We start from the raw sequence: 18,416 nt of genomic DNA, 5'->3' as shown, positions 1-18,416 counted from the left end.
GCGGGCAATGCGCCACGGTCGGACTTGCTAGATGCGTGCCGGCTCCTCGTCTTCGATGAAGTCGACATGTCCCGGGGACATCGACTTGATTCGCGCGAGCGAGTGCACCTGAACGCCTTTGGCTTCGAGCAAGCCGCGGCCCTCCTGGAAGCTCTTCTCGATGACGCAGCCGACGCCCGCAAGCGTCGCGCCCGATTCGCGCACGATGTCGACGAGCCCGACGAGCGCCGCGCCCGTAGCCAGGAAGTCGTCCACGATCAGCACGTTGTCGTTCGGTCCGAGGTACTTCTGCGAGATGCTCACCTGATACGTCTCCTGCCGCGTGAACGAATGGACCGGCGCCGAGTAGACGCTCTCCGCCAGCGTGACGGCTTTCTTCTTCTTCGCGTACACGAACGGCACGTCCAGCGCGATGCCTGCCGCCATCGCGAACTGAATGCCGCTTGCTTCGATCGTCAGCACCTTCGTAATCGTCTTCCCTGCGAATATCCGCTTAAACTCTTGTCCGATCGCCAGCGCCAGCTTCGTATCCACCTGGTGGTTGAGGAAGGAATCCACCTTGAGCACCGTATCCGATAAGATCAAACCCTCTTGGCGTATCCGTTCTTGAAGTTCTTTCATCTGTGCCGTCTCGCTCCCTTGGTTGAAAATAAAAAAGGACAGCTTCGCTTGAGAGAGTCGTATCTCAAGTGAAGGCTGTCCTCCAGGTTCTCCTGTGGCATGCACGCATACAGCGTACCGCGATCCGCGTGCGCCGCATCGCACGGCAAACTAAAGTTCGCCGCCTTAACGGTTCGCGCGCGCCGCGCTTTCACTCATAGTCGGATGATTGCAGTGGTATCCGGTAGAAACTTATGGGCCATATCCCCATGATTATACGAGCGGGTATAAAATTTTTATTTGTATATCTTACACGCTATGTGGGCTTCTTTCAATAGTCAGGATGTCGATTTTACGAGAATAAACACGAAGGTTTGGCATAGTTTTCTAGTATATCTCACCCGAATAACAGTTACTTCCACTTTTCTTGGTAGGGTCATGATCGACCGCCTATCGTTGCCCCTCTTCCCCGTTGGCCGCGCCAGGCAATCGCTTAACCATCGCGCCGGCCGTCGACGGATTCCAACGCGTAGTCCATCGCGTGCGCAACCACCACGCAAGCGCTGAATATGGCGGCCAGCCTTGGCTTCCCCGTCGCAACCAACGCCGCGGCCGCAAAGCCGAATACGAGCGTCTTCATCAGCAGGCGGACGCCGGCCGGAACCGGGTACTCGGCCTTCGGGGCCAGGAAGAGCCCCCAGACGACGGCGACCGCGATCGGCAATCCCAGCATGACCGCGCCCTTGACGAGCAACGGAGCCGGCAGTTTGAAGCCCCAGTACCCATAGGCGGCCAACGCCGCCAGCTCGCATAGAAAGATAACGCCTAAGAACAACCCTTTCGCCGCCATGACCAACTCGGACTCACTCCCATTTCCTTTGTTAAGCCGCGCTGCCCTGACGACTGCCGGATCATCCCACCCCGCATCATCTCCGCCAGTCAGGACGCCAAGCACGCCGCTTGCGCTAGCGGCCGCCGGTTAAGGCTCCATTCGAATTCCCATCGGCGTCGGCAAGCCGTCGAGGCTGACCTTGTTTTTCTCCGCCCAGTAGTCCTTCACACCCTGCTCGCCCTTCTGCTCCGTCCACCGCCGCAGCGTGTCCCGATCGCGCTCGTATGCCATGAACGGAACCGCGTACCCGCACGACGTCTGCACCATCTCCACGTCCACCGAGATGATCTGCCGCGCCCCTTCCAGCGACGGGAACAGCGGATAGAGCGAATCCCATTCCGCCGTTCCCGGAAGATGGACGCTCCCTCGACCGTACAGGCGCATAATGTTCGGCGGGCCTTCGAACGCGCAGAACATGACGGTGATCCGCCCGTTCTCCAGCAAGTGGGCGCTCGTCTCGTTGCCGCTGCCGGTCATGTCGAGATACGCGACCCGGTTCGGTCCCAGAATGCGGAACGCGTCGTGCCCCTTCGGCGATAAATTGATATGCCCGTCCGCCGCGAGCGGCGCCGAAGCGACGAAGAATAGATGCTGCTTCCGGATAAATGCTTCATGCTCCGGCAGCATGGATGCGAATTGCGTGCCCATATCGAAGGTCCTCCTTGGCAGGCGCCCGAGGCGCGCCGCGTCTTTTCTCCACAGTAAACCTTATCGCGTCAAATGCCAATAAATACCTGAGCGGCAGCGCGGAAATTTTTATGAAGGGTTAGGCACGGGGCCGTTTTTTTGTTAAAATGATTGAAAATTCACTCGCATAAGGGGACCACTATGAAGTACATCAGCACAAGGGGACAAGTCGCCCCCATCGGCTTCATCGACGCCATACTCATGGGCCTGGCAGACGACGGCGGCCTGCTCGTGCCGACCGAACTGCCGAAGCTGTCCGCGGAGACGCTCGCCGCTTGGCAGAAGCTGTCCTATCCGGAGCTTGCGTTCGAGCTGTTCACGCTGTTCGTGAACGACGAAATTCCGCGCGAGGAGCTCAAGCAGCTCGTCGACGCCAGCTACGCGACATTCCGCGACGCCCATGTCACGCCTGTGCGCCGCATTCATGACGGACTGCACGTGCTCGAGCTGTTCCACGGCCCGACCTTCGCGTTCAAGGACATCGCGCTGCAGTTCCTCGGCAACCTGTATGGCTATATCGCGAAGCAGCGCAATGCGACCATCCATATACTCGGCGCGACCTCCGGCGATACCGGCGCTTCGGCCATCGAAGGGGTACGCGGCAAAGAAGGCATCCGTATCTGCATCCTCCATCCGCACGGCAAAGTCAGCCGCGTGCAGGAGCTGCAAATGACGACGATCGCCGACGACAACGTGCTGAACCTCTCGGTGGAAGGCACCTTCGACGACTGCCAGCGCATCATCAAGGAGCTGTTCGCCGACGTCGAGTTCAAGCACCAATACCACCTGCGCGCGATCAACTCGATCAACATCGCACGTATTCTGGCGCAGACGGTGTACTACTTCTATGCCTACTTCCGCCTCGCGGACGAAGGACAGGCCGGCGCGGTCAATTTCAGCGTGCCAACCGGCAACTTCGGCGACATCTTCGCCGGCTACCTCGCCAAGCAGATGGGACTGCCGGTCGGCAAGCTCATCTTGGCGACGAACGAGAACAACATCCTCGAGCGCTTCGTGCGCGAGGGCGTCTACCAGCCGGGTGAATTCCGCGGCACGTACAGTCCGTCGATGGATATTCAAGTCGCGAGCAACTTCGAGCGTTACCTGTATTATCTGTGCGGCGGGGACGCAGCGGCCGTAGCATCCTACATGGCGTCGTTCAAGCAAGAAGGACGCATCATCATCGAAGGGCAGAAGCTCGCGCAAGTACAAGCGGACTTCGCCGCATACGGCGTGCGCAATGACGAGTGCCTCGACACGATCGGCGGCTACTACGATCAATACAACTACCTGCTCGATCCGCATACCGCTTGCGGCGTCGCGGCGTCGGACGCGGTCGCGGGCGATGGCGAAGTGACCGTCGCGCTGTCCACCGCCCATCCGGCCAAGTTCAACGAGGCGATCGAGCTGCGCGGCATTACGCAGACGTATCCCGAGCAAATCCAGGCGCTGTTCGACAAGCCGCAGGTGCAGACTGTCGTGGATGGCACGAACGATGCGGTGAAGAGCCAACTGTTGAAGTTTTTCTAGCATTATAGGCATGACCGCGCCGGCTGCAGCGATGGAGCCGGCGCGGCACGGGTAAGCCTCGGACCGCTCGCAAGAGCGGCTTCCGGGGCTTTTTGCATGGCTGCAGCGGGCGGCGGGTCGTCCGCAAGTCCTGCGCATTCCTCGACGGAAGTCGGTCCGCTCCGTCCGCCGCGCGCGCCGAGACCGTCGCGATGAGTCAAATTTGTCCGGCCTGCTTCCTAATCCAGAGATCGACTAGCAATAAACCACCAGGACCGAAGACGCAGCCGCTTTCGTCGTTTGACGACAGATGACGACAGCTTACACCGTTCGCGGCGGAAGAAGCGAGATTGACCGCATCCCCCCGCTTCGGCGCCTCGCAAGGAACTACAAAACAGCAGCCCGCGGACTATTGCTGGTAATTTACATAAAATGTATAGTATGGATTGGATTTAGAACATGATACAACCTATCCGACTCCCACTCCTATTCGCCGCTCTCAACCCGCCGTGCGTTCAAACGCTTTTTTCACAAAAATGTAATCGCTTTCGCAATATCATATTCATGCTACCTATCCATTCGCGACCGGTATAAGCTCCTTGCGAGTTTATATATACATCCCACCCGGAAAGGAGAGGATATGTCCTCACCCTAAACATGCATGATGCAAGCCAAACTTTCTATCGATTAAAGGAGGAATGATTCATGTCAACGCTTCGTTTACCCGCCGCTTCATCCAATCGCCTGCTGCTCACCGCAGGGATGATGCTTGCCATGGCAGCCGCCGTGCTGCTCTTATTCGGAGGCAAAGCCTCTGCCCACGGGTATGTCGACAACCCGTCCAGCCGTGCGGCGCTGTGCGCCAGCGGCGTCAACAAAAATTGCGGCCTTATCATCTACGAGCCATACAGCCTCGAAGCTTATAAGGGTTTCCCGGCGGCTGGCCCGGCAGACGGCAAGATCGCCAGCGCCAACGGCTTGTTCGCCCCGCTTGATCAACAGACCGCTACGCGCTGGTCGAAGGTGAACGTCAGCCCCGGCCCGACGACGTTCCACTGGAACATCAAGGTACCGCATGCCACGTCGAGCTGGAAATACTACATCACGAAGCAGGATTGGGACCCGAATGCCCCGCTCACGCGCGCGCAGCTCAACCTGACGCCGTTCTGCAGCGTCGCCTACAACGGCACCGAGCCGGGCAATTCCTATTCCGATACGTGCAACATCCCGGTCCGCACGGGCTACCAGGTGATCCTCGCCGTATGGGAAATCGCGGACACGCAGAACGCCTTCTACCAAGTCATCGACGTGAACTTCGGCGGCAACAACGACACCGTCGCGCCTAGCGCGCCAACGGGCGTAAGCGCATCGAACATTGGGGCAACTAACGCGACGATCGCTTGGACCGCGTCGACGGATAATGTCGGCGTAACCGGCTACCGCCTCTATAACGGTACGACGCAAATTGCCACGACGAGCGGCGCCACCAGTGCGACTCTGACAGGTCTAACGGCGAATACGAGCTACACGATCACGGTCAAAGCCGTCGATGCGGCAGGCAGCCTGTCCGCGGCCAGCAGCGCGGCGACGTTCACGACGCCGGTCGTCTCCGGACCGGACACAGCCGCGCCTACCGCGCCTGATGCTCTGCACGTCATGGGGACGACGACCGCGACGAGCGTGCCGCTCATGTGGGGCGCATCGTCGGACAACGTCGGTGTCACGGGCTATCAGATTTACCAAGGCACGACGCTCATCGCGACCGTCTCCGGCACGACGACCAGCTATACGGTGACGGGCTTGACCGGCAGCACGACGTACGCGTTCACCGTCAAGGCGGTCGATGCGGCTGGCAATGTCTCCGCGGCCAGCAACAGCCTAAGCGTCACGACGCCAGCTCCACCGACGACGTATCCGGCGTGGAATGCCTCCACCGCTTATGTCGGCGGTAGCAAAGTGACCTACAATGGCGTGAACTACGAAGCCAAATGGTGGACGCAAGGCGAAGTGCCGGGCAGCTCCGGCGCGACCGTGTGGAAGGTAATTCCGTAGTAAACGAAAAAGAGGACTGCCGCAGCCTGCGGCGTCCTCTTCTTTATTGGCGGCGATGCGCCTAAATCCGGATTTCCAGCACTTCGTATTGAATCGTGCCCATCGGCGCGGTGACGCTCACGATGTCGCCGACCGCTTTGCCGATCAGCTCTTTGCCGAGGGGGCTCTCATACGAGATCCGATTCTCCAACACATCGGCTTCGGCGGGGCCGACGATTTGGTATTCCACCCGCTCGTCGAATTCCTTGTCGTGCAAGACAGCCGTCGATCCGATCTGCACCGCGGAAGCGCTCAAGCTGTCCGCGTCGACGACGCGCGCCTTCGTGATCATTTTCTCCAGAATTTGAATGCGGGTCTCCATATGCGCCTGATCGTCCTTGGCCGAATGGTACTCGCTGTTCTCCTTCAAGTCGCCGTAGCTGATCGCCAGCTTGATGCGGGCAGCCAGCTCCCGGCGTCCGACCACCTTCAGCTCCTCGAGCTCCGCCTCCAGCTTCGCGAGGCCTTCGCGCGTTAATACCACTTCTTCGTTCGACATTGCGATTCCATTCCTTTCATTTTGTTTCCATCTTCCTATTGTACCCCATATCACCCCTGCGTAGCGGCATCCGCCAAAATAAATCGTATGGCGCTCGGTCATACAAAATTCCCCTATCCCGGGCAATAGGCGCGTGATACAATTAACAGCCTGTGTGCCTATCGACAGGTATACTGACAATCACCAGACCGGTTTCCTCCCCTGGGGACCGGCGGAACCACACATTATTGGAGGCTGTTTGATTTGCAGAAAGAAACCGCAACACCGATCAAAATTACGAACGCGGACCCGAGCGCGCTCGGTCTCTTCGGCCTGGCTATCGTCACGCTCGTCGCTTCGTCGCAGAAGCTCGGCATTACGAACGGTCTGAGCTACGCCGTTCCTTGGGCCGTGTTTCTCGGCGCGTGCGCGCAGCTGTTCGCTTGCGTGCAGGACTCCAAGCGCAATAATACGTTCGGCACGACCGCCTTCGGCGCCTACGCGTTCTTCTGGTTCGCCATGGCCTCGAACTGGCTCATCAAGCTCGGCGTCTTCGGGGAGACATTGGCTGCGGGCGTGGAGCCCAAGCAGCTGGGCTTCGCCTTCGCCGGCTATCTGGTCTTTACGCTGTTCATGACGATCGGCGCGACGGAGACGAACAAAGTGCTGTTCTCGATTTTCGTCCTCATCGATTTCCTCTTCCTCGGCCTGACGATGGACGCCTTCGGCGTGATGGCGGACGTCTTCCATACGATCGCGGCCTACGCCGAGCTGGGTATCGGCATTCTGTCGCTGTATGGCGCCGGCGCAGCCGTGTTGAATGCACACTTCGACCGCGCGTTCCTGCCGATTGGGGCCCCTATGGGCATATTCAAGAAGTAAGAGGGCGCCATTCGACTCCGCGGCGTCGATGCGCGTAGGATGCCGAAGAAAAAATCGGTCTCTAGCCCGATCTTGCAGCTCTACTTCGGCCGGAAGACGCCCGCCCCCGGGCCATGCTAAGCTAAGGCTATCAAAGCCTATCCATAAGGAGTGTTCGTCATGTCCGTGAATCGCAACGCCATTCTCGGCCCGATTCTCATCCTGCTCGGCATATTCATGTTCGTCCGGGGGCAGGTCGACTGGGGTACGGGAACGATCTTCGAGTATTTCTGGCCCACGCTGTTCGTCATCCCGACCGGCCTGTTCATGCACTGGCTGTACTTCGGTCTGCTGCAGCGCCGCGGCGTCGGCGTGCTCGTGCCGGGCGGGATCCTGCTGACCGTCGGGGCGGTCTGCCAAGCCGCCACGCTGTTCGATAGCTGGCACATTATGTGGCCCGGCTTCATCCTCGCACCTGCGGTCGGACTGTTCGAACTGTACTGGTTCGGCAACCGGAACAAGTGGCTGCTCATCCCGATCAACATTCTGACCGTGCTGTCGGTGCTGTTCTTCGCCGTCTTCTCGGTCGGCGCGCTGCTTGGCAAGATCATGGGCGGTCAGCCGCTAATCGCCGGCGCGCTCATTATCGTAGGCGGCCTCGTGTTCATTACGCGCAGGCGCGGCCACTAAGAAGCGGCGCGCGGCCTGCGGGGGCGGGGCGCGGCAGCTGTGCCATCCTACGGGATGGCACCCATAACGCGGCATGGCAGCAGCGGGTCAGGACCCCGCGGCTGGACGACCAACTAGCGCATACCAAGAAGAGCCTTTCCTCCGTACATCGGAAGAAAGGCTCTTTTGTGATATTGCTCGATTGCGAGGCGGGCTGCTTCGGAGATCGGCTATTAACCGCCTCCCGCCATTCATCCCGCGCTTTACAGCGCCACGCCTTCCGGCTGGCTGCCCCCGGGCTTCTTGATCTGCTTGCTGCGCAGCTGGCCGCAAGCCGCGTCGATATCGACGCCGTGCTCGAGCCGGACGCTGACGCTGACGCCCCGCTTCTTCAGCACGTCGTAGAATGCCCGCACCGACTCCTGTTCCGTCCGTTTGTACTGGCCATGCTCATCGACCGGATTGTACGGAATGAGGTTGACGTTGGAGAGCTGCTTCCGCTTGCCTTCCCCGATCAAATCCGCCAGCTCTTGGGCATGCTCGACAAGGTCGTTGACGTCCTTGAGCAGAATATACTCCAAGGTGATCCGGCGGTTCGTCCGCTCCAGGTAATAGTCGATGGCCGGCATCAGCTTCTCGAGCGGAATGGCGCGGTTGATGATCATGATCCGCGTGCGCAGCTCGTTGTTCGGCGCGTGGAGCGAGATGGCCAGGTTCGTGCCCAGATCGGAGTCTGCGAACTCGACGATTTTGTCCGCCAGGCCGCTCGTCGACACCGTAATATGGCGCGGTCCGATCGCCAGACCCTTGTGATCCTTCACGGTTCGGATAAAGTTCGCCATATGCTCGTAGTTATCGAACGGCTCGCCGATGCCCATCACGACGATATGGCTGACGCGTTCCCCTTGCCCGCGTTCGTCGAGGAACAGCTGGACCTTCATGATCTGTCCGACGATCTCGCCGCTCGTCAGATCGCGGCTCTTCTTCAGCAGCCCGCTCGCGCAGAAGCTGCAGCCGATATTGCAGCCGACTTGGGTCGTTACGCAGACGGACAGACCGAACTTGTGCCGCATGAGCACCGTCTCGATCAGGTTGCCGTCCGCAAGCCGCAGCAAGAACTTGACGGTGCCGTCCGCCGACTGCTGCTTCACGTGCTCCTCCAGCGTCTCCAGCGAGTAATGCTCCTCCAAGAGCACCCGGCATTCCGCCCGCAGCTCCGTCATATCCGCGAACGACGCGACGCGCTTACGGTACAGGTACTCCCACACCTGCTGCGCCCGCCCTTTCTTATGTCCGTGTTCACCCAGCCAACTGGTCAATTGCTCTAATGTTAATCCATAAATGGATGGTTTGTTCATGGGAATTCCTCTTTTCGCGTAGAAGCCGAACCAGGCGGCCGATCTCTGTATTGTCGCAAAATTCCGATGGCAAAACAAGAGGAAGCCCCCGCCAAGAGCGGGTAAAAAGGGGCTCCGCCCCTTGACCCCGCTTTTGTTGCTCTCTCCCCCTTGTTGTTCCCTCCCCCTTCCCCCTCCGCCGAGGGGAACCAAAGGACTTCGCCCTCTGGACACCCTTCTTCGTGCAGCCGCAATTGTTCGCGGTCGGCGGGTTGCTTCGAGCTGGGCACGCTTTTGTCCTAACGGACAAAGCTTCAGTGGGTTTTGAGGTTCTAAGACATAAACCAGTCTACTATAGGCCATCGGTGGCTTCACCCGACGTTTTTCCTTAACCTGACAGCATTGCGGAAGGGGAAGGTTGAGGAAAGAGATCAACGTCAGCTTTGTCCGTCAGGACAAGAGCGTGCCTCGTTCAAAACGAACCGCCTACCACGCGCCTCCGCATCTCCTCGAATCGGGTGTTCAGAGGGCAGCGCCCTCGGAGCCCCCTCGGCGGAGGGGGCAATGCTGTCAGGTTAAGGAGGCGAGTGGGGTAATAAAGGGAAAAACAGTAAAGTAGGGATGAGTATGAAAAAAAGACAAGTCTCATTTTGGCGCGTGTGGTTTCCATGATGAAAACCGTCTCTTTTCTTCAAAAAGTCCGGAGAAAGCAGACAGATTTCACGCGAAATCGAAAAGTCGGCTTCTTCACTTTGCTGTGTCTCATCCTGCGGATGATTCGGAAATCTACCCAACTCGAACTGGACGAATTCCGACGTCAATTCATGCCGGAAAATTACGATGCGACGACCTATACGAAAGCCTCTTTTTCGGAAGCCAGAGACAAGCTTTTGCCCGAAGCTTTTGCCCTGCTGAATGACGAAGTCGTGCAGCAATATTATGCAATCGGCGACTTCAAGACCTTCTTAGGATTTCGCTTGCTTGCGATCGACGGCAGCGTGCGGGAGGTCCCGAACACCAAGGAAAATCAGGAGGTGTTTGGTCACGTCATCACGCAAGTTAAGGACTTTCAGTTAGCGCGAGCACGAACGTCGCTTCTCTTCGATGTGGAAAACAAAATTGCGCTTCACGCCAGCCTGAGCAAATTTTCGGACAGCGAGAAGAGCCTGGCTAAACAAAATCTGGATCATCTGTTAACTTCCCCTTCGACGGGCGTACGCGATCTCATCCTGTTCGACCGTGGCTACCCTTCACTCGACTTAATTCAGTATCTGGACCAGCACGGTATTGCATACCTAATGCGCAGCTCACACCATTTTCTTAAAGAAGTCGTAGGCACCACCACGCCGGACGAAGTTGTTCGCGTAACGGTGACCAAGAAAAGAGCCGAGAAATTAGCAGCGAAAAACGTAGCGGTACGAGCAGGAGAAACGTTTGTTATTCGTGTGCTCAAAGTCAGGCTAGCTACAGGTGAAGAAGAAATTCTGATCACCAATTTAAGCTCCGACGAGTTGCCTTATGAAGCAAGTCGGGAGCTATACAACAAACGATGGGGCATCGAAACTTGCTTTAACGAGCTCAAAAACAAATTTGAGATCGAAAATTTCTCTGCCCAGAAGCCCCGGTTAATCGAGCAAGATTTTTTGGCTACGATTTTTTTAAGCAACATTACGTCCATTATGGAAGAAGACGCAGAGGCTGAGTTAAAGGAGAGCCAGCGAACGCAAACACTGCAATACGACGAATACCGAATCAATAGATCCATTCTCATCGGGAAGATGAGGGATCCGCTGATTGCAGTCCTACTCGAAGAAAAGCCGAGAAAACGAGCAAAAATGTACCGGCAGTTAATGGCTGAACTGCAGCGACATATTATCGCTGTGGTGCCCGATCGATCCTTTCCGAGAAAGAAACAGCCGGACGCAAATAAGTACTCCTCCGTCAAACGGCGCAGCCTGTAAATGCTTAACCTGACAGCATTGGCGGAGGGGGTCGGGGGAGGATAACTCAACGTTAGCTTTGTCCGTCAGGACAAGAGCGTGCCCCACTCGAAAATACCCGCCCTCCACGACCCCTTCGCATCAGCACGAAGGCGGGTGTCCAGAGGGCGGAGCCTGAGCGGTTTCCAACGGAAAGCGCGCTTCGGAAGCATAGGCTTTGGAGACCCCTCGGCGGAGGGCGGCGGAGGGGGTGGGGGGAGGGTGAATTCTCTAGAGGATGAAAAAAGGGAGACCTCCCAAACGGAAGTCTCCCTGTTGATATCAAAATGGACTAAGCACGTGGTAAAAGACGTTCGGCGACGCCATCCGGTAATACCAGCTGCACCAGCCGATCCCCTTGCCCGGCACGGAGTTGTTCACGGCGCTGTAGTATAAGCGCTCCTGCTCCAGCTCCTCGATGCGGTCCAATCGGCCTTCGGCGTATTCGGTCAACCGGTAGGCCGCCGTATCCAGACGCGTCACGACGCCGCCGTAACGGATGTCGATGACTTCCCAGCCGAACGGCTTGTAAATCTTCATCCATTGCGTGCGGTGCGCCAGCCGCAGCGCCTGGACATCCTTCGAGATCTCCGGCAGCACCTCGGCCGCGATGCTCGCCAGCTCCGCCTTATCTCCTGCATCGTATGCCCGTTTCAGCTCGATGCCGATCTCGCTCTTGCGCGCCAGTACGGCGCTAAGCCGCTCCGGCACCTCGAAGATGAAATCGAGCGCGGCGGACGGGTCGCGGCGAGCATGCAGCTTACTTTCCAGCTGCTTGTAATGGTCGTTCAGCGGTAGTCCTTCGATCTGCTTGTCGAACAGGCCGAGCAGCACGTCTTGATACAGCAGGAACTTGGACGGGTTGCTCTGCTTGACGTTGTTCGGCTCCGCGCCTGGCGTCTCGTCAAGGTACTTCACGTTCAGGAACGTCTCTTCGTCGATGCCCGTGCAGAACTTGACGCGCTCGGCCAGCTTCGCCGAATCGACCTCGCCTTCCGTATAAGCGTGCTCGGCGTAGAACTGCAGGCCGAGCAGCGCGATGTACGGGTTGCTCTCCATGCCGTCGTCGCCCCACATCGTCGCATACACCTCGCGAATGCCTTCGCGTTTGCATACCTGCAGCGCGCTGTCCGTCGCTCCTAGCGACAAGCCGTAGTTGACGCCGAACGTGTTGAACACCCATACCGCGCCGGCGAACGCAAGGTTGCAGCCGAGCGGACGGTGCTTGGCGATCAGCTTCTCGTAGTCGTCCTGTTCCTGATGGGCGTAATCCCAATAGACCATATCGACGTCCTTCGGAATTTTGCGCGCCATCTCCTCCGGAATTTGGGTGTGCTTGTCGTAGTGCTCTTCTCCGTTCGCCGAGGCGAACTTGAGGAACATGTCGCTCCACATCATCGGCTTCAAGCCGCGGCGGCGCGTAATCTCCAGCACCCGGTCGAGATGCTCGGTCATGATGTCGAACCGGCTGCGGTAGCCGTTCTTATCCAAATATTTGCCCCGCCCCAGCTCCTCCGCCTCGTCCATGCCGATGTTGATCCGGTTGCTGCGGAACGGCGCCGTCGCCGCGACGATCATGTTCTCGATCAGCTGCATCGCCTTGTCGTCCCCGACCAGCAGCGCGCCCTTCGTATCCTTGTACGTCTTCACGTAGTCCCACTTCAGGAACTCCTCGAGATGGGCGAGCGTCTGAATGCTCGGGAACGCTTCGATGCCGAATTGGTCAGCGTAGTCGTCGATCTCGCGCAATTCGGCTTGCGAATAGCGCCCGCGCATGTAGCCGAAGTAGGGCTCGCCTTCCAGTTCGTAGGTATCTTCCATATAGAGCATGACGGTATTTAAGCCCATGAGCGCCATTTTGCGCAGCAGGAACTGGAAGCTGTCGATATTCAGCACGCCGTTGCGGGACAGATCGAACATCGGCCCGATCGTGTCGAACTGCTGCTTCTCCGTGATCGCGAATTCCCCGCCGCCTGTGCCCTTCTGGATGAGCAAGCCAAGTCCCCGGAAGAACTGATGCTTCGCGCCATAACGGATATACGCCTTGCCCTCCGACAGACCGACCTCCAGATCGCCTTCGGAGGGCAGCACGGCCACCGGAATGCCGTCCTCGGCCTCCGCGAACGATATTTCTTTCGCCAATTCAAGGATTCCCGGTCTCAGCTCCCCGATCGAATCCCCCTCAAAACGCAACTTCACGCTTGCTTCCTCCCCGCTTGGTGCCACTCACCGTAGTACGTGCATGACTGCTCTCGAAGCGTATCATAACGTCTTGGGGAAAAATATAGCACTGAGGCTTGATTTTTGATAGAAATGAACGGAGTTTGGCAGAGGAGAAGCTGCGAGACGCAGCGGTATGGCAGCGGGCGGTTGATGGCGATCTCCTATGCGACCCGGGGCTGCGCAGCGGCCGAACTTAGTACTTTAGCGGCTCCGTATAATCCCACGCATCCATGCCCGCCCGGTCTGCTTGAATGGCAGCCTCGCCGCCCGAACCGAAATCGACGCCGACGGTACCGAGTTGCTTGGCCTTCACGACGAGCGCCTTGCCCGGCGCGCCCGCGCACACGAGCGCCAGCTTCCATGGCGAAGTCGCGTAGAGCGCCTCCATCTCGCGCTCTGCGCGGGGCAGCCCGTTCCAGTCGGGGCAGTCCACCGTACCCACGATGCCCGTGAAGCCATAACGCCGCTCGAGCACCTCGCGATAGAGGACGGCTTTGGCCCCGCACAGAACGATCGGGACCTTGCGGAACCGTTCGTAGAATAAAGGATACCGGGCGATATACACGTTCTCGAACGCATAGAACGTTTCTTTCGGCTTGACGCCGTAGTAGGTCAGACACATATCGAAGAGCGGCTTGAAGTACCAATGTTCCGTTTGCCTCAGATGACCGACGTAATCGGCCTCGCGCAGACAATCGACGAGCTTGCGCCTCGCCGCGTCATTCGGCAGCGCAACGCCGCAGTAGGCGGTATCGCCGATCCAGCGGTAATGCTTGCGCATGAAGTCCATGGTCAATATCGCCTCGTGCGCCATTACGGCCGCGGAGGCATCCCCGAACCGGATGGAAGCGTGCGCCTCGCCGCGCGCCGCCATATCGTGCCAGCGTTGGATCAGTTCGACTGAACTTAGCATTTCCGCATCTCTCCCGTAGCCATGGTTGCTCCATTTTATCCATCGGCCCCTTATTCCGGAACGGCCAACGGCAAGGGGAGTGGCGATCGCCGTCCTGCTAGGCAGAGGGCGTCTCATTCCGATGGCGTGCACGATTGATGTATCCGCGTGAAACCAAATAGGAAGCCTGCTCCGGACTACGGCCTAACGCCGCTTGACCGGACAGACTTCCATCGCGCACTCCGCTTGCTTATGGCTGCTTCACGCCGAACGTATCGCCGCCTTCAATCGTGCCGTTCTCGTACCCTTGGCGGAACCACCGCATCCGCTGCTCGGACGTGCCGTGCGTGAAGCTCTCCGGCACCGCGTAGCCCTGCGCCCGCTTCTGGATCGTATCGTCGCCGACCGCGCTCGCCGCCGTGATCGCCTCCTCGAGATCGCCCTGCTCCAGCACGTTCATCTCTTTGGCGTGATGCGCCCAGACGCCGGCCAAGTAATCGGCTTGCAGCTCGAACCGGACGGAGTAGGCGTTGGAGCTCGGATCGCCCTTGCCTTTGCCGGTCTGCAGCAACGTCTGCACATGGTGTCCGACCTCATGGGCGATGACATACGCCATCGCGAAGTCCCCCGGCGCCTTGAATTTCTGCCGCAGCTCGTCATAGAAACTCAGGTCGATATACAGCTTATGGTCGCCCGGGCAGTAGAACGGTCCGACCGACGAGCCAGCAGCGCCGCAGGCGGATTGTACGCTGCCCGTGTATAGCACAAGCGTCGGCTCCTCATAATTCAAGCCGCGTGCTTCGAACAGCTCTGTCCATACTTGCTCCGTATCGGCCAGCACGACCGAGACGAATTGCGCAAGCTCCTGCTCCTCTTCGGTCTCGACGTATGGCGTTTGCGTACCCGAACTAATGGACGAACCCGTCCCCATGCCGGTCAGCGAGCCCAAGACGTCCCCGATATTGCCGCCCCCCATCAGCGTGACCAGCAGAACAATGATGACCCCGCCGATACCCAGACCGCCGCCGATAACGCCGCGCCCGCCTCCCATGCCTCCCATTCCTCTGCGGTCTTCCACATTCGAGCTTCCTTTTCTCCCTTTCCACTGCATGGCTCGCTCCTCCTTTATCATGAAAAGATCGATCCTCTTCAGGGTTATGCGTACTTGTGCAGGATGGCTTGTCCTGTCTTTGTTTCTTAACCCGTGGCCGGGGATTTGAGTTATCGGAAGGGGCTGAGCTATGCATTTCGCTTATACGCACGTTTTTGTTCTTTATTAAGAACAATAACGGTGATATGATGCCTTTATAACGAAACTTCGGTTCTAACTCTATTCTTGAAGGAGCTGTCCTCACCATGGACAATGTCATGCTTGCCCCTGACACGATTGCTTATTTGCTTCGCAAGCGGGCGCTCGCCTACCCTAGGGACACCGCTTATAGCTTCCCTGAGATCAATCAGCACCTTTCGTGGGGAATGCTTTGGCATGAAGCCCGGCTCGCCGCCCGAGGACTGCTGCAGGCCGGCGTCCAGAAAGGCGATGCGGTCGCCGTCTGGATGACCGGACGACAGGAGCTGATCGTCTCGATGTTCGCGGCTGCCTGTATCGGCGCCGTCATTGTCCCGCTCAATACATATTCGAAGAAGGACGAGCTATGCGCCTTCCTGCAGAGCGCCTCGCCCCGCGTGCTGATCATGGGCAGCGAGGGGCATCATTTGGATTATATCGAGGCCATAAGCGGCTTGCTTCGCGAACAAGCCGGCGCTTCATGGCTGCCTCGCGCCATTTTCGTCACGGACGGGGGTTCGAGCCTGCCTGCCCCTCTTCGTCCTTATGAGGACCTGCTGACGCTCGCCTCCCCCGTAGACGAGCAGACGCTGCACGTCGTCATGCGGTTAGTAACGCCCGCCGATCCGCTCATTCTGCTGTTCACATCAGGGACGGTCGGCGCGCCCAAGGGCGTGCTTCGGACGACTGCTTCCTTCCTGAGCATGGCCCCAAAGTCCACGCCGGCTCCCCGAGGACTCCCTTGGCCGCTCGAGCGGCTGACCGACGCCATCGCGCGCCGTTTCGCCGTCATGAACCTGCTTCCGCTCTATCATCTCGGCGGCTTCGGCACGATCTTTACCAACCTGAAGATGTGCAATGTCCGCATTGTCATGCTTCGGTATTTTCACCCCAGCCATGCGATCGACGCCATCCACGGAGAACGGTGCCGGGTACTCATCGGCACGCCCTATATGGTGCAGCGGGTACTCGCCTGCGCCCAAGACGGTCTCCACCGATTGTCCAGCTTAATCGGCATCTCGTTCACCTCCGCGGCGGTAAGCCGCGAGCTGCTGCAGCGGGTGAACCGTGATCTTCGGCTGCTGTTCTTCATGGTCACTTACGGCTCCAGCGAAGCCGGCGCGGTGGCGAACGGAACCTGCTTCCTGGACGGACGGCAGTCGCTGCCGCTGCGCGCGCTCTTCAAGCTGCTGACCCGTACCCGGCTGCTGAGCGGCGCCATCGGCTACGACGACTTCGAGCGCAACCCTTACAGCCTGGCCGGCTTGATCGACCGCTGCGTAGACGTACGCGTCCAGCATCCCGTGACGGGCGAGCCGCTCGGTCCGCGCGAAGAGGGCGAGATCGCCGTGCGCAGTCATCGCGTCATGCGGTATTGGCGCGAGAATCGGGAGCGTCCTTCTCTTACAACCGACGGCTGGTATCGAACGGGGGATCTCGGCTACGTCGAGGAGGAACGCATGCTCACCATCACCGGCCGCCTCCACCGGCTTATCTCGCGGGGCGGGGAGAAAATATCGCCGCTTGAGATCGAAGGCCGACTGCTCGAGCACGCCGATATCGTCGATGCCTTCGCGCTCGGCATTCACGATGAGCTGTACGGCGAACAGATCTGCGCATGTGTCGTGCTCCGGCAGGATGCCGCACTCGGGGAACAGGACGTACGGCTGCATCTGAGCACCCGGCTGTCGGCGTTCAAAATGCCGCAGTATCTGATCATCCTCCCTGAGCTTCCACTGTCCCCAACGGGCAAAGTCGCCGTGCCGGACATTACGAAGCTGGCGCTTGCCCGCATCGGGGAGAGAAGACGACATGCGTAGATATTATCCGGGAATCACCCTGTTCAAATTAGCGGGCTGCCTGCTCGTACTGTTCTCCCACGTGCTGCTCATCCGCTACGCCGACGCCGCCGCGAACCAGCAGCTGCGCTTCGTCGCGCTTCCGTTCAGCGTGATCGTGCCTTGCTTCTATATGGTAGCGGGGTTCCTTGCATACAAAGGATGGCTGAAGGCGGCCAGCCCGATCCGCTACGTGAGCCGGTATGTCGTTCGAATCGGTCTCCTGTACGCCGCCTTCTGCGCGATGTTCGCGGCAGAGCACATTCTCCCCGCGCTGATGGGCGGAGGATTGTCGACAGCCAATCTCATTCTGCAGGCCAAAATTATGCTGGCTGCCGTCTTCCTGAACGGGCCGTCCGTGCAGCTGTGGTTCATTCCGCCGCTTCTCTTCAGCGTGCCGGCCGCCTGCTGGCTGATGGAACGACGGCGCATCCGCCTTGCTATTCTGCTAGCTTCGGCGGGCTTCGCGGCCGCGCTGCTGGCGGCGGGCAGTCTCCGTCCGCTCCTGCTGGCTATAGCCGGGGAGCAAGTCTGGCCGTATGGCTCCCTCGGCGCGTATGGCGAACTTCTGATCTACCGGTACTTCGGATTCGGCTTCTTCTTCGTATTGGCCGGCATGCTGGCGGCCAAATACGAGGAGACGTTCTACCGGATGCGGCTGCTCCCGCTCCTTGCCGCGGCGATTGTTCTAACGGCCGCCGAGTCTATGCTGCTCCTTGGTCTGGCCGACTATAGCCATGAATACCGGCTAACCCTCAGCGTCATTCCGAACACGCTGCTGCTGTTCTACGGCTTGCTCCATGCCAAGAGTCGCTCCGTCCAAGCCTGGCATCCGTGGATCAACCTGTTCAGCATCGTCACGTTTGTCGGCCATATCCTGTTCATGCGGCTTAACTTGCTGGTAACCGGATGGGATCTCGGGCACATGAATGGGCTGCAGGATGCTATCTTCGTCCTGCTCGCGCTGGCGGAATGCTTGACGGTCACGGTCCTGCTGCGCGGGCTCGGAAGAATACGGCAGCCTTCGCGATCAAGTACGGCCGAGCAATTATGATGACAACGCAAAAAGGGA

At 58.9% G+C, this 18,416-nt stretch carries 16 protein-coding genes and 1 riboswitch; of the genes, 7 read left to right on the top strand and 9 right to left on the bottom strand.

All coding sequences use genetic code 11. The annotated features are described in order from the left end of the window. Positions 1 to 27: 27 nt before the first annotated feature. The 3 genes from ACFFSY_RS12300 to ACFFSY_RS12290 all read right to left on the bottom strand — a co-directional run bounded on the left by ACFFSY_RS12300 (position 28) and on the right by ACFFSY_RS12290 (position 2,140). A complete protein-coding gene (locus ACFFSY_RS12300; protein WP_377494242.1) occupies positions 28 to 621 on the bottom strand; it encodes a xanthine phosphoribosyltransferase in 594 nt (197 codons plus the stop codon). 177 nt (positions 622 to 798) lie between these two features. Continuing rightward, positions 799 to 901: riboswitch (purine riboswitch) on the bottom strand. Positions 902 to 1,093: 192 nt separating this feature from the next. After that, positions 1,094 to 1,450, bottom strand: a complete 357-nt coding sequence (locus tag ACFFSY_RS12295; RefSeq protein WP_377494937.1) for a YrdB family protein — start codon at positions 1,448 to 1,450, stop codon at positions 1,094 to 1,096. Between the two features lie 129 nt (positions 1,451 to 1,579). Then, a complete protein-coding gene (locus tag ACFFSY_RS12290; protein ID WP_377494240.1) occupies positions 1,580 to 2,140 on the bottom strand; it encodes a pyridoxamine 5'-phosphate oxidase family protein in 561 nt (186 codons plus the stop codon). 180 nt (positions 2,141 to 2,320) lie between these two features. Here ACFFSY_RS12290 and thrC point away from each other — a divergent pair, with 180 nt between their 5' ends. Further along, entirely contained in the window at positions 2,321 to 3,709 is a 1,389-nt protein-coding gene (gene thrC / locus ACFFSY_RS12285) for a threonine synthase (protein WP_377494238.1), read from the top strand. A 2-nt stretch (positions 3,710 to 3,711) separates the two neighbouring features. Here the strand turns inward: thrC and ACFFSY_RS12280 are convergent, their stop codons facing one another. Further along, positions 3,712 to 3,909: a hypothetical protein gene (locus ACFFSY_RS12280; protein ID WP_377494236.1), complete on the bottom strand. Its 198-nt coding sequence runs from the start codon at positions 3,907 to 3,909 to the stop codon at positions 3,712 to 3,714. A gap of 484 nt (positions 3,910 to 4,393) precedes the next feature. Here ACFFSY_RS12280 and ACFFSY_RS12275 point away from each other — a divergent pair, with 484 nt between their 5' ends. Next, positions 4,394 to 5,740: a lytic polysaccharide monooxygenase gene (locus ACFFSY_RS12275; RefSeq protein WP_377494234.1), complete on the top strand. Its 1,347-nt coding sequence runs from the start codon at positions 4,394 to 4,396 to the stop codon at positions 5,738 to 5,740. A 61-nt stretch (positions 5,741 to 5,801) separates the two neighbouring features. Here ACFFSY_RS12275 and greA read toward each other — a convergent pair whose 3' ends face one another. Beyond that, positions 5,802 to 6,278 (bottom strand): transcription elongation factor GreA, encoded by a 477-nt coding sequence (gene greA / locus ACFFSY_RS12270; RefSeq protein ID WP_377494232.1) that lies wholly within the window; start codon positions 6,276 to 6,278, stop codon positions 5,802 to 5,804. Between the two features lie 243 nt (positions 6,279 to 6,521). On the opposite strand from greA, the gene ACFFSY_RS12265 reads away from it, so the two are divergent. Together ACFFSY_RS12265 and ACFFSY_RS12260 are read left to right on the top strand one after the other, a co-directional pair. Further along, the gene (locus ACFFSY_RS12265) at positions 6,522 to 7,139 is read left to right on the top strand and encodes an acetate uptake transporter (protein WP_377494230.1); all 618 of its coding nucleotides are present in this window, start codon (positions 6,522 to 6,524) and stop codon (positions 7,137 to 7,139) included. Positions 7,140 to 7,298: 159 nt separating this feature from the next. Continuing rightward, the gene (locus ACFFSY_RS12260; protein WP_377494228.1) at positions 7,299 to 7,808 is read left to right on the top strand and encodes a hypothetical protein; all 510 of its coding nucleotides are present in this window, start codon (positions 7,299 to 7,301) and stop codon (positions 7,806 to 7,808) included. A gap of 242 nt (positions 7,809 to 8,050) precedes the next feature. On the opposite strand, the gene rlmN is transcribed toward ACFFSY_RS12260, so the two are convergent. Next, complete coding sequence (rlmN, locus tag ACFFSY_RS12255; protein WP_377494226.1) at positions 8,051 to 9,145, bottom strand: dual-specificity RNA methyltransferase RlmN; 1,095 nt, start codon at positions 9,143 to 9,145, stop codon at positions 8,051 to 8,053. 647 nt (positions 9,146 to 9,792) lie between these two features. On the opposite strand from rlmN, the gene ACFFSY_RS12250 reads away from it, so the two are divergent. After that, positions 9,793 to 11,085, top strand: a complete 1,293-nt coding sequence (locus tag ACFFSY_RS12250; RefSeq protein WP_377494224.1) for an IS4 family transposase — start codon at positions 9,793 to 9,795, stop codon at positions 11,083 to 11,085. 300 nt (positions 11,086 to 11,385) lie between these two features. On the opposite strand, the gene ACFFSY_RS12245 is transcribed toward ACFFSY_RS12250, so the two are convergent. The 3 genes from ACFFSY_RS12245 to ypfJ all read right to left on the bottom strand — a co-directional run bounded on the left by ACFFSY_RS12245 (position 11,386) and on the right by ypfJ (position 15,329). Then, the gene (locus ACFFSY_RS12245; RefSeq protein WP_377494222.1) at positions 11,386 to 13,302 is read right to left on the bottom strand and encodes a beta-N-acetylhexosaminidase; all 1,917 of its coding nucleotides are present in this window, start codon (positions 13,300 to 13,302) and stop codon (positions 11,386 to 11,388) included. A gap of 217 nt (positions 13,303 to 13,519) precedes the next feature. Next, on the bottom strand, positions 13,520 to 14,239 hold the full coding sequence (locus tag ACFFSY_RS12240; protein ID WP_377494220.1) for a GT-D fold domain-containing protein: 720 nt from the start codon (positions 14,237 to 14,239) through the stop codon (positions 13,520 to 13,522). Between the two features lie 229 nt (positions 14,240 to 14,468). Then, positions 14,469 to 15,329, bottom strand: a complete 861-nt coding sequence (gene ypfJ / locus ACFFSY_RS12235; RefSeq protein ID WP_377494218.1) for a KPN_02809 family neutral zinc metallopeptidase — start codon at positions 15,327 to 15,329, stop codon at positions 14,469 to 14,471. Positions 15,330 to 15,574: 245 nt separating this feature from the next. On the opposite strand from ypfJ, the gene ACFFSY_RS12230 reads away from it, so the two are divergent. Together ACFFSY_RS12230 and ACFFSY_RS12225 are read left to right on the top strand one after the other, a co-directional pair. Then, positions 15,575 to 17,326 (top strand): class I adenylate-forming enzyme family protein, encoded by a 1,752-nt coding sequence (locus ACFFSY_RS12230; RefSeq protein WP_377494216.1) that lies wholly within the window; start codon positions 15,575 to 15,577, stop codon positions 17,324 to 17,326. Then, positions 17,319 to 18,398 (top strand): acyltransferase family protein, encoded by a 1,080-nt coding sequence (locus ACFFSY_RS12225; RefSeq protein WP_377494214.1) that lies wholly within the window; start codon positions 17,319 to 17,321, stop codon positions 18,396 to 18,398. Before ACFFSY_RS12230 ends, ACFFSY_RS12225 begins: the two co-directional genes overlap by 8 nt. Positions 18,399 to 18,416: the final 18 nt, after the last annotated feature.

It is taken from the genome of Paenibacillus aurantiacus (assembly GCF_042431225.1).
Taxonomy (GTDB): Bacteria; Bacillota; Bacilli; order Paenibacillales; family Paenibacillaceae; genus Paenibacillus_Z; species Paenibacillus_Z aurantiacus.
Note: the sequence above shows the minus strand (reverse complement) of the source record. Positions and strands in the feature narration are given on the sequence as shown.